This window comes from Streptomyces sp. NPDC002896 (genome assembly GCF_040295225.1).
Lineage (GTDB): Bacteria > Actinomycetota > Actinomycetes > Streptomycetales > Streptomycetaceae > Streptomyces.
In genome coordinates this window covers 115,323-130,054 of the sequence record NZ_JBEOVA010000026.1, presented here as the reverse complement: position 1 = coordinate 130,054, position 14,732 = coordinate 115,323, and the positions used below count along the sequence as shown (strand labels likewise).

Annotated in this window: 11 protein-coding genes and 2 pseudogenes; 6 read left to right on the top strand and 7 right to left on the bottom strand. The window is 69.4% G+C overall.

All coding sequences use genetic code 11. The features are described 5' to 3' along the window. Nucleotides 1-204 (top strand): annotated as a pseudogene (locus ABT009_RS35315) (amino acid transporter); the annotation flags it as partial. A gap of 242 nt (nt 205-446) precedes the next feature. Further along, entirely contained in the window at nt 447-1,721 is a 1,275-nt protein-coding gene (locus ABT009_RS35310) for a YncE family protein (protein WP_351304551.1), read from the top strand. A gap of 36 nt (nt 1,722-1,757) precedes the next feature. Here ABT009_RS35310 and ABT009_RS35305 read toward each other — a convergent pair whose 3' ends face one another. Together ABT009_RS35305 and ABT009_RS35300 are read right to left on the bottom strand one after the other, a co-directional pair. Beyond that, nucleotides 1,758-3,026, bottom strand: coding sequence for an arginine deiminase (locus ABT009_RS35305; RefSeq protein ID WP_351304548.1), 1,269 nt, complete (start codon nt 3,024-3,026; stop codon nt 1,758-1,760). 58 nt (nt 3,027-3,084) lie between these two features. After that, a complete protein-coding gene (locus ABT009_RS35300; protein ID WP_351304545.1) occupies nt 3,085-4,560 on the bottom strand; it encodes a basic amino acid/polyamine antiporter in 1,476 nt (491 codons plus the stop codon). Between the two features lie 333 nt (nt 4,561-4,893). On the opposite strand from ABT009_RS35300, the gene ABT009_RS35295 reads away from it, so the two are divergent. From ABT009_RS35295 to ABT009_RS35285, 3 genes are all read left to right on the top strand, one after another. Further along, nucleotides 4,894-7,224 carry an immunoglobulin-like domain-containing protein gene (locus ABT009_RS35295; protein ID WP_351304542.1) on the top strand — a complete coding sequence of 777 codons (2,331 nt, stop codon included), beginning with the start codon at nt 4,894-4,896 and terminating at the stop codon, nt 7,222-7,224. Nucleotides 7,225-7,330: 106 nt separating this feature from the next. Continuing rightward, the gene (locus ABT009_RS35290; protein WP_351304539.1) at nt 7,331-8,134 is read left to right on the top strand and encodes an HAD-IIA family hydrolase; all 804 of its coding nucleotides are present in this window, start codon (nt 7,331-7,333) and stop codon (nt 8,132-8,134) included. Then, the gene (locus tag ABT009_RS35285) at nt 8,131-8,811 is read left to right on the top strand and encodes an SDR family oxidoreductase (protein ID WP_351304536.1); all 681 of its coding nucleotides are present in this window, start codon (nt 8,131-8,133) and stop codon (nt 8,809-8,811) included. Before ABT009_RS35290 ends, ABT009_RS35285 begins: the two co-directional genes overlap by 4 nt. Nucleotides 8,812-8,876: 65 nt before the next feature. Here ABT009_RS35285 and ABT009_RS35280 read toward each other — a convergent pair whose 3' ends face one another. Further along, entirely contained in the window at nt 8,877-9,512 is a 636-nt protein-coding gene (locus ABT009_RS35280; protein ID WP_351304533.1) for a class I SAM-dependent methyltransferase, read from the bottom strand. Nucleotides 9,513-9,734: 222 nt separating this feature from the next. On the opposite strand from ABT009_RS35280, the gene ABT009_RS35275 reads away from it, so the two are divergent. After that, nucleotides 9,735-10,325, top strand: coding sequence for a helix-turn-helix domain-containing protein (locus tag ABT009_RS35275; RefSeq protein ID WP_351304531.1), 591 nt, complete (start codon nt 9,735-9,737; stop codon nt 10,323-10,325). A gap of 127 nt (nt 10,326-10,452) precedes the next feature. Here the strand turns inward: ABT009_RS35275 and ABT009_RS35270 are convergent. The 4 genes and pseudogenes from ABT009_RS35270 to ABT009_RS35255 all read right to left on the bottom strand — a co-directional run. After that, nucleotides 10,453-11,430: pseudogene (locus ABT009_RS35270) on the bottom strand (aspartate ammonia-lyase); the annotation flags it as partial. A 60-nt stretch (nt 11,431-11,490) separates the two neighbouring features. Next, a complete protein-coding gene (locus ABT009_RS35265) occupies nt 11,491-12,525 on the bottom strand; it encodes an asparaginase (protein WP_351304575.1) in 1,035 nt (344 codons plus the stop codon). Between the two features lie 11 nt (nt 12,526-12,536). Further along, nucleotides 12,537-13,988, bottom strand: coding sequence for an amino acid permease (locus ABT009_RS35260; RefSeq protein ID WP_351304528.1), 1,452 nt, complete (start codon nt 13,986-13,988; stop codon nt 12,537-12,539). Next, nucleotides 13,985-14,719, bottom strand: a complete 735-nt coding sequence (locus tag ABT009_RS35255) for a FadR/GntR family transcriptional regulator (protein ID WP_351304526.1) — start codon at nt 14,717-14,719, stop codon at nt 13,985-13,987. Before ABT009_RS35255 ends, ABT009_RS35260 begins: the two co-directional genes overlap by 4 nt. Nucleotides 14,720-14,732 lie beyond the last annotated feature (13 nt).

Sequence of the window (14,732 nt, the reverse complement as noted above, 5' to 3'; positions counted from 1 at the left end):
TACCCGTACCTCACCTGGGCGACGATCGCCCTGATCGTGTTCGTCCTCGGCTACATGCTCACCGACACCGCGCACGACGGACGCGAGACCGTGCTCCTGTCGCTGCTCGTCGCGGCCGTCGTCGTGGCCATCGCGGTGGTGCGCGAGCGGATCGGTTCCAGTGCCGACAAGGGCAGCCCGAGCGAGACCGCCACACGACCGTAGGACAGTACGGACTTTTCCTCGGCCCGCACCCCCGCCTGCTGCGATGGGTGCGGGCCGCCCGCCCTTTCGAGGGCGGTTTTGTCGCGTACGGAGTCTTGTGGAGAGGGCCGTATCTTCCTTACTTTCCAGTAAGTCAGCCTGAACGCGAGCATTGTTCAGGTTCTGTCACGCTGCCGTACGAGTGGACCGCACCCCCCCCCGCACGCGGGTTTGTCATGCCCCGAGCAACGGAAGGACCGACGATGCCCGTCCCCAGAACCAGGCATGTCTGCACCATGGCCGCCGCCCTCGCCCTGGCTCTCGCCGGGCCCTCGACGGCGACCGCCGCACCCGCGGCGACCGCCGCGTCACTGCAGCAGAGCGCCGGCGATCTGCGCGAGGTCATGTTCGTCGGCAACAACTGGGACGGCACCGCCGACGTCATCGAGTCCCGGGGCGACTTCGCCAGGATCGGCCGTATCAACGTCATCCCGGACAAGGACGAGCGCCTCAAGGAGATCTACCTCGACCCGATCAAGCTGATCTACTTCCTCGGGGTCCGGCAGGGACCCGGCGAGGGACACGACCAGTTCGTCGACGACATGTACTCGACCCCCGACGGGTCTGCCGTCGTCGTGTCCCGCCCGAGCTTCGCCGATGTCGTGTCGATCGACCTCGCCACCGGCCGGATCAACTGGCGCTTCCCCGTCTCGGGTTACCGCTCGGACCACATGGCGGTGTCCCCCGACGGCACCCGTGTCGCCGTCTCGGCCTCCACGGCGAACACCGTCCACGTGCTCGACATCAACACCGGCAAACAGCTCGGTTCCTTCGCGACCGGCGACAAGCCCCACGAGAACGTCTTCACGGACGGCGGGAGGTACCTCTGGAACATGTCGATCGGCGAGGTCACCACGGCCCTCGACGATCCGTGGCTGGACTGGACGAAGGGCGACCGCCGCATCACCGTCGTCGATGCGAACACCTTCGAGCAGGTCAGGGTCATCGACATGCGGGAGCGGCTCGACGCGTTCGGCCGCAAGGACCTCTCCGACGCGGTCCGCCCGGTCGCCTTCACGCCCGACGAGTCGAAGCTGTACTTCCAGGTCTCGTTCTTCAACGGCTTCGTCGAGTACGACGTCGCCTCGGACAAGATCACCCGCGTCAAGACCCTGCCGAAGAACCCGGCGACCAGCGAGGACCGCACCGCCTGGGTCAACGACTCCCGCCACCACGGTATGTCGATGAATCCACAAGGCACCAAGCTGTGCATCGCCGGGACGATGGACGACTACGCGACCATCGTCGACCGCGCGAAGCTCCAGGAGGGGCCGCTGGTGGCCGCGTCGAAGCCGTACTGGGCGACGGTGAGCGGCGACGGCAAGTCCTGCGTCATCTCCGAGAGCGGCGCCGACCAGGTCGCCGCCATCGACTTCGCGACCGGCCGGAAGGTCGTGTCCGTGCCGGTCGGCGACCATCCTCAGCGTGTGCGCCTCGGTCATGTGGCGGCGGGCTGGACGGGCCCGTCCGGCGGCTGAACAGGCCCTTCACGCGCAGGTTGTGCCGTGGCCGGCTCAGAACTCGACGGGGTCGCGGACGATCGGGCAGGTCATGCAGTGCCCGCCGCCGCGGCCCCGGCCCAGTTCGGCGCCGACGATGGTGACGACCTCGATGCCGGCCTTGCGCAGCAGCGTGTTCGTCTGGGTGTTGCGGTCGTAGGTGAAGACGACGCCCGGCTCGAGGGCGACGGCGTTGTTGCCGCTGTCCCACTGCTGCCGCTCGGAGGCGTAGACGTCGCCGCCCGTCTCCACGACCCTCAGCTCGGGCAGTCCGAGGGCCTTGGCGACCACGTCGACGAACGGGCGCGAGCCTTCGTCGGTGATCTCGATGCCGGGGGCCTTGTCGCTCGGCCGCAGGGAGAAGGTGTGTACGCCGTCCATGATCGTCGGGTACAGCGTCACCAGATCGCGGTCGGCGAAGGTGAAGACGGTGTCCAGGTGCATGGCGGACCGCAGTTTCGGCATGCCTGCGACGATGACGTGCTGGGCGGCGCCCTGTTCGAACAGCGCGGCGGCGACCTGCGTGATCGCCTGGCGCGAGGTGCGCTCGCTCATGCCCATCAGGACGACGCCCTTGCCGACGGGCATGATGTCGCCGCCCTCGAACGTCGCCTGGCCCCAGTCGCGTTCGGGGTCCCCCCACCACACCGTGGAGCCGGCGAAGTCCGGGTGGAAGGTGTAGATCGCCTTCATGAGGAGGGTCTCGTCGTGCCGGGCAGGCCAGTACAGCGGGTTGAGGGTGAGGCCGCCGTACAGCCAGCAGGTGGTGTCGCGGGTGTAGAGGGTGTTGGGCAGCGGCGGCATGAGGTATTCGCGCCCGCCCGTCGACTCGCGCGCCAGGGCGAGGTAGCCGGAGCGGAACTCGTCCGGCAGGTCGACCGTGGCGAGCCCGCCGATCAGATACTCCGTGAGCTGTCCGGGGTCGAGCGTCTCGAGGAAGGCTCGCGTGTCGTCGACGAGCCCGAGCCCCACCTCGTTGGCGGTGATCTTGCGGTCGAGCAGCCAGGTCCTGGCCTCGGGGATGGCCATCGTCTGGGCGAGCAGGTCGTGCAGCTCGACGACGTCGACGCCGCGCCCGCGCAGCTTGTTGACGAAGTCGGCGTGGTCCCGCTGGGCGTTCTCCACCCACATCACGTCGTCGAACAGCAGGTCGCCGGCGTTGGTGGGGGTGAGCCTGCGGTGCGCGAGTCCGGGCGCGCACACCAGGACCTTGCGCAGCTTGCCGACCTCGGAGTGGACGCCATAGGGCTGCGGGGTAGTCGGGGTGGTGTCATGGCTTGTCACGGGGGTGCCCTTTCTGGACGTACGAGGTGAGGTCCCGGGGACGCGATCGGGCGGCCGGTCAGAGGCTGATCCATCCCATGGCCAGCGCGATGACGCCCATCACCGCACCGGCGACGGAGACGGCGAGGATGACCAGTTCGCGCGGTGAGAAGAGCCGTCTGCCCTGCTCGCGGCGGGCCATGACGAACAGCACCGTGGCGGGCGCGTAGATGATGAACGACACCAGGATGTATTTCGGGCCTGCGGCGTAGAGCAGGAAGACCGTGTAGACCGTGGCGAGCACGGCTACGACGATGTTGCCCACCGAGCCCTCACGACGTCCGGCCGAGCCCTTGGGCCGTCCATCGCCGGACCGTCGTGCCCCGACGACCTTGACGGCGAAGGCGGCCGCGAGCAGGAACGGAATCAGAGTCAGGGCGCTGGTCAGATCGAGGGCGAAGTTGAACGCGTCCGAGGAGAACAGGGTGATGACGAGGACGATCTGGACGAGGACGGTCGTCATCAGCAGGGCCGGCACGGGCACGTCGTCGTCGGTGGCACGGCGCAGGAACCGGGGCATGTCATGGTCCAGGGCGGCCACGTACAGCACCTCGGCCGCCATCAAGGTCCAGGCGAGATAGGCGCCGAGCACGGAGATGATCAGCCCCACACTGACGAAGGCCTTGCCCCAGGTGCCGACCGCGCTCTCCAGCACCCCGGCCATGGAGGGCTGGCGCAGCTCGGCGATCTCGGCCATCGGCAGCAGGCCGTACGACACGATCGTGACCGACGCGAAGATGGCGAAAACACTGAGGAATCCCAGAATCGTGGCGCGCCCGACGTCCTCGCGCCGCTTGGCGTGGCGGGAGTAGACGCTGGCGCCCTCCACACCGAGGAACACGAAGACCGTGGCCAGCATGGTGCCTTTGACCTGCTGGAACAGGGACCCGGCGTAGTCCGCGCCGCGGAAGTTCTCGGCGAAGACGTGGGGGTCGAGATAGAACAGCGCGATGATGACGAAGACCAGGATCGGGACGACCTTGGCCACGGTGACGATCCGGTTGATGGCCGCTGCTTCCTTGACGCCCCGTTTGATCAGGAAGAAGAACGACCACAGGCACACCGAGGAGAGCACCACCGCGAGGACGGTGTCACCGTCGCCGAGGGCCGGTGCGACGGCACCGATCGTCGACATGATGAGCACCCAGTACGTCACGTTGCCGACGCAGGCGCTCGCCCAGTAGCCGAACGCCGCGAAGAAGCCGAGGTATTCGCCGAAGCCCGCCTTGGCGTAGGCGTAGACCCCGGAGTCGAGGTCGGGTCTGCGGATCGCGAGCATCTGGAAGACGAAGGCGAGCATGAGCATGCCGGTGCCGGCGATCGCCCACGCGATCAGCGCACCGGCGACTCCGGTCTCCTCGGCGAAACGGGCCGGCAGCGAGAAGACGCCCGCCCCGACCATCGAGCCGACGACCATCATGGCGAGTGTCGGCAGCGACAACTTGGCAGGATGCGCCGGGGCCTCGGTGTCCGTGTCCGATTCGGTGTGGGTCATGTCCGTCCTACTGGTGCAGCCGGATTCCCGGGTCGCTGCTCGGTGTGCTGACGGGCCTGCCGGCACCTCCCCGCCGCAGAGATATTAGCCAGCAACATGGTGAAATGTCGCGATAGTCCATTTGGCGCGCGGCGACCCATCCGGGAACAGCCGACCTGACGCGGGCCGCAATCCCACAGCGACCCGACCAACCCCCCTTTCTCCTCGCCCTCTTGACGCCCAGGAGGAACCCTCCTACCGTCTGGTCGACTTCCCGGACCATGTCCGATATTTCGAACTACGAGCCGTTTGACCTTCGCCCATTCCCATGTCGTCGAAGGGACACGACACGACATGAGCCGCATCAGCCGCGCCCGTTCCAGATCCGGTGGCCCCGACCCCATAACCACTTCCGCAGCGACAGCCAGGACCCTCACCCCGCCCGTCCCCCGGGCCCGCCTGCTGGTGGCCGCGGTGGTGGCATGCCTGCTCGCCGCACTGCTCGCCGCCCTGCCGGCGCGAGCGGCGACAGCAGCGGACGGACTCGTCGTCCACTACCCGCTCGACCAGACGAGCGGCACGACCGCCACCGACGCCTCAGGCAACGGCCGGAACGCGACGGTGAACGGCGACGCCACCTGGCTGGGCAGTGAAGGTCTGAGCCTGGACGGCACGGACGACTACGTCCGGCTGCCCGACAACCTGATGCGGGACCTCACCTCCATCACCGTGTCGGCGCAGGTCCGGATCGCCGACGACCAGGCCACGCCGTACTTCGTCTGGGGGCTCGGAAACAGCTCCGGCAGCAGCGGCAACGGCTACCTCTTCACCACCGGCGACACGTACCGGACGTCGATCGCCACGGGCAACTGGTCGACCGAGCAGACGGTGTCGGCCGGGCGCAACCTGGCGCGCGACGTCTGGAAGACGCTCACCTACACGCTCAGCGGCGGCACCGCCGTGCTCTACGAGGACGGCGCCGAAGTGGCCCGCAAGACGGGGGTGACCATCACGCCCGCCCAGATCGGCGGCGGCACGACGACGGCGAACTACCTGGGCCGCTCCCTCTACAGCGGCGACCGCTACCTCAAGGGCCAGGTACGCGACTTCCGGCTGTACGACCGGGCGCTCACGGCGTCCGAGGTCGCCGGAATCGGCGCGGTCTCCGACACGGAACGTGTGTCGCGCGACATCGCGGCCCTGGACCTCGGTGACACCTCGTCGGTCACCGAGGACCTCACCCTGCCGGCGACCGGGCCGAACGGATCCGCCATCACATGGTCGTCCAGCGACGAGAGCGTCGTGAGCGCGAGCGGAGCCGTCACCCGGCCCGCGCCCGGCAGCGGTCCCGCGACCGTCGTGTTCACGGCGACCGTCACGAGCGGAGAGGCCAGCGCACAGAAGAAGTTCACGATCGTGGTTCCCGCCGACCTCACCGTCGAGGAGAAGGTAGCGGAGGCCGCGGACGCCCTGAAGATCTGGGACGCCGACGACATCCGCGGCAACATCACCCTCCCGACGACCGGCCTGCACGGGACACGCGTCTCGTGGAAGTCGACGGACAAGAAGACCGTCACCGAGACCGGCGAGGTGAACCGCCCCGCCTACGGCGAGCCGCCGGCATCGGTCAAGCTCACGGCGACGGTGCGGCTCGGCGACGAGCAGGCCAAGCGCCGATTCCACCTGACCGTCCGTCCACTGCCGAAGAAGGAACCGCTGGAGGGCTACTTCTTCAGCTTCTTCGCCGGTGAGAAGTACGCCGACGGAGAGCAGATCCACTTCGCCGCCAGCCGCGGCAACGACCCGCTCCACTGGGACGACCTCAACGGCGACAAGCCGGTCCTCACCTCGTCCCTCGGCGAGAAGGGCGTACGCGACCCGTTCGTCATCCGCTCGCCCGAGGGCGACAAGTTCTACCTCATCGCCACCGACCTCAAGATCAACGGCGGCAGGGGCTGGGACTACGAGATGCGGCACGGCAGCCAGTACATCGAGGTCTGGGAGTCGACGGACCTGGTCCACTGGTCCGAGCAGCGCCATGTCCGGGTCTCCGGCGACACGGCGGGCATGACGTGGGCGCCCGAGGCGACGTACGACGAGAAGCTGGGCGCGTACGTCGTGTACTGGGCGTCCAACCTCTACAGCGCCGACGACCCCGGCCACACGGGCACCACGTATCCGCGCATAATGTACGCGACCACCCGCGACTTCCGCACCTTCACCGAGCCGAAGGTGTGGAACGACCCGGGCGCCGGAGTCATCGACGCGACGGTGGTCAAGGACGGTGACTACTACTACCGCTTCACCACGGACGACAAGGTCATCGGCTCCTGCACGCGCGACATCGTCCTGGAACGCTCCCGGTCCCTGACCGCGGTCGATCTGCCCGACACCAAGCCGCGCAACTGGCAGCTGGTGGACGACTGCATCAGGACCGGCGTCGGCACCGACTGGGTCGAGGGCCCGACCGCCTTCAAGTCCAACACCGACGACACCTGGTACGTCTTCATGGACGAGACACCGCGGCGCGGCTACGTACCCTTCACGACGCCGAGCCTCGAGAACCCCGAATGGAGCATCCCGGCCGAGTACGAACTGCCGAGCCGCCCCCGGCACGGCACGGTTCTGCCGGTCACCAAGGCGGAACTCGACAGGGTCCGGGCGGCCTTCACCCCGGCGTCGTAAGCCCTGGCGGCCGCTGACAGCGGCACGGCACGGGCGTCCGGGACGCGTATGCCCGACCCGGACGCCCGAAGGCCGTGCTACAGCGCCGCGCCGTATCGTCCTGTGCATGGAGCCAGTACGCGCGGTCCTGATCGACATCGACGGTGTGCTCACGGTCTCGTGGAAGGCGCTGCCGGGCGCGGTCGAGGCGTTGCGGCGGGTCCGTGCATCAGGCGTTGCTGTCAGCCTGATCACGAATACGACGTCCCGTACGCGCGCCTCGATCGCGGACGCCCTGGCGGCGGAGGGCTTCCCCGTCGGCACCGAGGACATCCTCACCACGCCCGCGGTCACCGCCGCGTATCTCGCGGAGCACTGTCCCGGCGCGCGGTGCGCCCTGCTGAACAGCGGTGACATCCGCGAGGACCTCGTCGGCGTGACGCTGATCGACGATGACGACACCGTCCCGGACGTCGTCGTCGTGGGCGGTGCCGGGCCCGAGTTCGACCACGCATCGCTCAACCGGGTCTTCGGGCACCTCCAGCGGGGAGCCCGGCTCGTGGCCATGCACCGCAATCTGTACTGGCGTACCGACCAGGGACTGCAGCTGGACACGGGGGCGTATCTGCTCGGCCTGGAGCAGGCCGCGCGCACGGAGGCCGAGATCACCGGCAAGCCGGCGCCCGCGTTCTTCGAGACGGCGCTGGCACGCCTCGGGGTGCGTCCCGGCGAGGCGCTGATGGTCGGCGACGACATCGAGTCCGACGTGCTCGCGGCGCAGCGCACCGGCATCACCGGCGTCCTGGTCAAGACGGGCAAGTACCTGCCCGAGACCCATCGCGCAGCGAGCGGCACGCCCGACCACGTCCTGGACTCGTTCGCGGACCTGCCCGAGCTGCTGGACCGGCTCTCCTCGGCGGGTGCCCGGTGATCGCGCTCGTCACCGGCGCGAACCGGGGCATCGGCCGGGAGGTCTGCCGGCAGCTCGCCGGGCTGGGGCACACGGTGCTGCTCACCGCCCGCTCGGAGCAGGCGGCGGCAGCTGCCGCGGACGAACTCGGCCCGAGCGTGCACCCCTTGACCCTGGACGTCACCTCGCCCGAGGACGCCGCACGGGTGGCGGCCGAGATCGGCGAGCGGTTCGGCCGGCTGGACGTCCTGGTCAACAATGCCGCCATCACGTACGACACGTGGCAGCGCGCGATCACCGCGGATCTGGACGTCGTACGCGAGGCGGTCGAGACGAACCTGTACGGGCCCTGGCGGCTGATCCAGGCGCTGCTGCCGTTGCTGCGGGCCGGTGAGCATCCGCGGATCGTCAACGTGTCGAGCGCAGCCGCGTCCCTGTCCATGATGGGCGCCGGAACGCCCGCGTACTCAGTGTCGAAGGCCGCCCTGAACGCGTTGACCCGCATGTGCGCCGCGGAACTGCGGGGCGAGGGCGTACTCGTCAACGCGGTGTGCCCCGGCTGGGTGGCCACCGACATGGGCGGACCTGGCGGGAGGCCCGTCGCGGAGGGCGCGGCAGGCGTCGTCTGGGCGGCGACGCTGCCCGACGACGGGCCCACCGGGGGCTTCTTCCGGGACGGGCAGCCCGTGCCCTGGTGAGCACGGTCCCCCGGCCGTCCTTCCCATGATCGGCCCCGGCTCCCGGCCGCGCCGGGGTCAGGCCGTCATGCGGGCAGGCGGCGGGCCTTGACGGTGTTGTCGATCCTGGTGGTCGGCTGCCCGTCGGGGCCGTTCTGGATGCGTTCGTGCTCCTCGCTGACCAGTACCTCCCACTGCCCGTCCGCGAGGCCGAGATCGTCGATGACCTCCTGCGGCGTCGGGAAGTGCAGGTCGGGATGGGGATGGTGTTCCCAGGCGGGGAATCCGCCGTGCCCTTCGATGAGGAGGACCCCGCCGGGCGCGACCGCCGATGCGGCGTTCCGCAGGATCTTCTCGCGCGGCATCTCGACGGGAGAGTGCAGGAACTGCGCGGAGACGAGGTCGAAGGTGCCGACCGGGAAGGACTCGCCCAGATCGTGCTGCTGCCAGTCGATCCGGTCGCCGACGCCCTCCGCTGCCGCGTGCTCGGCGGCACGGTCCAGGGCGAGGCGGGAGATGTCGACGGCGGTGACCTGCCAGCCCTGCCGGGCCAGCCAGATCGCGTCGGCGCCCTCACCGCAGCCCAGATCGAGTGCCCTGCCCGGCTCGAGGCCCTCCGTCTCCCGGACCAGTGCGGCGTTGGGGTTTCCGCTCCAGATGCGGTCGCTCTGGCCGTAGCGGTCCTGCCAGAACTCCTCGGCCGAGAAGCTTTCGTCGCTCATCCGCGTGTCGTCCTTCGTCTCGTGCGCGTCGTGCATGCCTGTTCGTCGACCTGGGTGCACCTGGTCTTCGCTGCCTCGACCGACCATGCGCCCGGCATCGCCCACGGCACAAGAAATGTTGCCGGTCCGGCAAACCGGTTCACGCCTGGCTCCCAGCGGCGGCGCCCCGCAGGCAACGCCATCGATTTGACAAAGCACCTTGCCGAGTCGGCAAATGAAGAGATGGCGGACGACGACCTCGCGAGTGTGCTGACCTCTGTGGGCCCGCGGCTGCGCGCGCTGCGCCGGGAACGAGGCACCACGCTGGCCCAGCTGAGCGAGACCACCGGGATCTCACTGAGCACGCTGTCCCGTCTGGAGTCGGGGCAGCGCAAGCCCACTCTCGAACTACTGCTTCCGCTGGCGCGGGCGCACGGTGTCCAACTGGACGAGCTGGTCGGCGCCCCGACCACGGGGGATCCGCGCGTCCATCCGCGGCCCTTCACACGTCACGGCAGGACCTTCGTGCCGCTGACCCGCCACCCCGGCGGCGCGCAGGCCTACAAACTGATCATCCCTCCCAAAAACCCCGACGACCCACTGCCCGAGCAGCGCGTACACGAGGGCTACGACTGGCTCTACGTCCTCTCCGGCCGGCTGCGGCTGGCCCTGGGCGAGCACGATCTCGTCCTCACCGCCGGCGAGGCCGCCGAGTTCGACACTCGCACCCCGCACGTGTTCACCAACGCCGGTCCCCAACCCGTCGAGCTGCTGTGCCTGTTCGGCCCCCAGGGCGAGCGCATGCATGTCCGCGCCCGCCCCAAGGGCAGGTGAGCCGGACGGGACCGGGGGCCGGCCCCGGTTCCTCCCTGGCCCGGTGTAGGAAGCGCGGTCAGCTGCCCGGGCGCTCCGCAGCGGCCAGAGCCGCTCGCAGCGCTACGGCGTCGGCGCTCGCCCCGGTGCCGGGCATGATGCTCGAACCGGCCTGCACCGGCGGCAGGTTGATCTCGTTGAGGCCCGCACGCGGGCCGGAGGAGAGCAGCCGGAGGTCGTTGCAGCTCTTGGAGAGCTTGACGGCGATCCGCTTGAGCACGCCCGACATCTGGACGAAGGCACCGCAGTCCTGCGTCGCCTCGACCAGGTTCGCGGCGGTGACCAGCGGAAGACCGGTGATCTCGGCGAGATGGCGGCGTGCCGACTCGGCGTATCCGGCGGGGGCGTTGAGCCCGGTGCCGATCGCGGTGGCGCCGAGGTTGATCTCGTGGATCAGCTCGACGGCCTCGGCGAGACGACTGCGGTCCTCGTCCAGCATCACCGCGTACGCCGAGAACTCCTGCCCGAGCGTCATGGGCACCGCGTCCTGCAGCTGCGTACGGCCCATCTTCAGCACGTCGCGGAACTCGACGGCCTTGCGGGCGAAGGCATCCTGCAGCACGGCCATGGCCTTCAGCAGGCCACGCACCGCGAAGACCGTGGCGATCTTGACGGCGGTCGGGTAGACGTCGTTCGTCGACTGGCCGAGGTTGACGTCCTCGTTGGGGTGCAGGTGCTCGTACTCGCCCTTGGCACGGCCGAGCAGTTCCAGCGCCCGGTTGGCGACGACCTCGTTGGCGTTCATGTTCGTCGAGGTGCCGGCGCCGCCCTGGATGACGTCGACGACGAACTGGTCGTGCAGCTTGCCGTCCCTGATCTCCCGGCAGGCCTCGACGATGGCGGCCGCCTTGTCGGGGGCCAGCAGGCCTAGCTCCTCGTTTGCGCGTGCGGCGGCCTCCTTGACCGCGGCGAGCGCGTCGATCAGGTGCGGGTAGGCGGAGATCGGCGTGCCCGTGATGGGGAAGTTCTCCGTGGCGCGCAGGGTGTGTATGCCCCAGTACGCCTCGGCGGGGACGTCGCGGTCCCCGAGCAGATCGTGTTCGCTGCGGTGGGCTGCGGCGGTCATGTCGGTGAGGGTCTTCCTGTAGAAGTTGCGGGAGCTGGGGGAGCGGACATACGCGGCCGCTCAGGAGTACGTGGCGCCCGGCGTCGCGGCCGCGAGGTCGTCGTGGCTGAGCGCGGGCGCGGGCCGAATGCTGCCCACCACCGCGCCGCCGCCGAGCAGCGGCGCGGTGGCGTACTCCGCGAGCGCCGCGGGGTCGACGCCGCAGCGGGCGAGTGCGGCCGCGGCCACCGGGACGCGTGCCCGGTCCGCGCCGTCGGCGATCTTCACGGCGACGGCCCGGCCGTCCGGCAACGCCGCGACCTGCACACCCTCGAACCCGTCCTTGGTGAGCAGCCCCGGCACGGCCCGCATCAGCGAGGCCACGTCGCGCCCGGATCCTGAGGCCATCTCGGCGTGCTCGCGCATCGCGTCGGCCACGCGCGCCTCGGGGGTGCCCGGCGGCGCGGTGACGATCCGGGCCACGGCGCGCGCGAGCCCCTGCAGCGAGACGGCGAACAGGGGCGCGCCGCAGCCGTCGACGGTCACCTGGGCGATGCGCTGCCCCGTGAGGTCCTCGACGATCTCCGCGATCGCCTGCTGGAGCGGGTGTCCCGGGTCGAGGTAGTCGTCGAGCGACCAGCCGTTGAGCTTCGCCGTGTACAGCATCGCCGCATGCTTGCCCGAGCAGTTCTGGGCGAGCCGGGACGGCAGCCGCCCCTCGCGCACCCAGGCCTCCCGCACGACCGGGTCGAACGGCAGGTCCGGCACGTTGCGCAGATCGTCCTCGCCGAGGCCGGCCAGCTCCAGGATCCGCCGGGTCCCGGCGAGGTGGCGTTCCTCGCCGGAATGGCTGGCCGCGGTCAGCGACAGCAGCTCGCCGTCGAGCGGCAGTCCGGCCCGCAGCATCGCCACGGCCTGTACGGGCTTGAGTGCCGAGCGCGGGTGGAAGGCGGCCTCGGTGTCACCGAGCTGGAACTCCACGGCTCCGTCGGCGCCGAGGACGACGACCGAGCCGTAGTGGATGCCTTCGACGAGCCCACCACGGATGAGGTGGGCAACTGGGGCGTGGAGGGGCTCCCGGATCTCAGGAGCGTCGGCCACCGGACTTCCGTACAACACTGCGTGGTTCACACATTCACCTTGGGGGACTTACTACGGGCGACCCGTCCGCGTACGCCGTACCAGCCGGCCATCAGGGCCGCCACGATCAGCGGCAGACACATCACGGTCGTACGGCCGGCGCCGCCGTCGGCGTACATCAGGACCAGGACGGAGGCGAGGAAGCCGAGCGTCACGATCTCGGTCCAGGGCGAGCCGGGCAGCCGGTAACTCGGCCGGGTCAGCTCGCCGTTCTGCGTCTTCCGCCAGAACAGCAGGTGGCAGATCATGATCATGCCCCAGGTGGAGAGGATGCCGATCGCCGCGAAGTTCAGCACGATCTCGAAGGCATCGGCCGGCACCACGAAGTTGAGGCCGACGCCGAGGACGCAGATGCCGCTGGTGAGCAGGATGCCGCCGTACGGGACGTGGCTGCGGCTCATGACGCCGGTGAACTTGGGCGCGGAACCGGACATCGCCATGGAGCGCAGGATGCGGCCGGTGGAGTACAGACCGGAGTTGAGCGACGACATGGCCGCGGTGAGCACGACGAGGTTCATCACGCCGCCCGCCGCCGGGATGCCGATGTTGGACAGCACGGTGACGAAGGGGCTCTCACCGGCGCTGTACGACGACCAGGGCAGCAGCATCGACAGCAGGACCACGGAGCCGACGTAGAACAGACCGACGCGCCACATGATGGAGTTGATGGCCTTCGGCATGATCTTCTCGGGGTTCTGGGTCTCGCCCGCCGCGACGCCGACCAGTTCGACGGAGGCGTAGGCGAAGACGACGCCCTGGATGATCAGCAGCATGGGCAGCAGGCCGTTGGGGAAGACGCCGCCGTGGTCGGTGATCAGGGACGGGCCGGGGGTGGTGCCGTCGACGGGGTGCTGGGTGACCAGCAGGAAGATGCCGATACACATGAAGATCACGAGGGCGCTGACCTTGACGATCGCGAACCAGAACTCCAGTTCGCCAAAGATCTTGACCGAGATGAGGTTCACGGTCAGCACGACGGCGAGCGCGATGAGCGCGATCACCCACTGCGGGATGTCGGAGAACATGCCCCAGTAGTGCGTGTAGGTGGCCACCGCGGTGATGTCGGCGATGCCGGTGGTCGCCCAGTTGAGGAAGTACATCCAGCCGGCCGTGTACGCGCCCTTCTCACCGAGGAACTCACGGGCGTACGACACGAAGGCGCCGGACGACGGCCGGTACAGGACGAGTTCGCCGAGCGCCCGCACGACGAGGAAGGCGAAGACCCCACAGACGGCGTACGCGATGAAGAGGGAGGGGCCTGCGTCGGCGAGGCGGCCGCCCGCGCCGAGGAAGAGCCCGGTGCCGATGGCGCCGCCGATGGCGATCATGTTGACGTGCCGGGACTTCAGCGACTTGCTGTAGCCCGCGTCTCCGGCGTCGACGTGCGCGGCCGATCGCTCGGTCCGTATGGCGTCTTCCTGAAGGGACTGCTCGCTCACGCCTCGGGTCCGCCTTCCGTGGGTGTGTCCGTGCGCGGGGGGCGCACGATGTCGGTGAGGGTCGTCTCGACCCGGTCGAGGTGGTGGGACATGGCCTCCACCGCGTCATGCTCGGAACCGTCGATCAGCGCCTCGACGATCGCGCGGTGCTCGCGGTTGGACTGCTCGCGCCGTCCGCCGAGCTCGTTGAGGAACGTCGACTGCCGGGCCAGCGCGTCCCGGATCTCCTCGATCACCTTGCGGAAGACGGGGTTCGCGGCCGCCTGGGCGACGGCGAGGTGGAAGAGCGTGTCCATCGCCACCCATGCGGTGGTGTCGGTCTCGCGCTCCATCCTTTCCAGCAGGTGGGCGAGGTGGTCGAGGTCCTCGGGCGTACGGCGCACCGCCGCGTAGCCCGCCACCGGGATCTCGACGTGGCGGCGGACCTCGAGGAGGTCGCTCGCCGCGTAGTCACCGAAGGTGGGGTCATCGACGGGCCCGTTGGAGATGACGAAGGTGCCCTTGCCGGTGCGGGAGGCGGTCAGGCCCATGGTCTGCAGGGCGCGCAGCGCCTCGCGGAGCACGGGCCGGCTGACCTCGAGCCGGCGGCACAGCTCGGCTTCCGAGGGCAGCTTGTCCCCCACGGCGTAGTCACCGCGCTCGATGGCGCTGCGCAGGTGGTTGAGTACCGCTTCCATCGCGCTGACGCGACGCGGCACCGAGCCACCTGTCTGGCTGTCTGACAGGTTCACGGTGGTGATACTC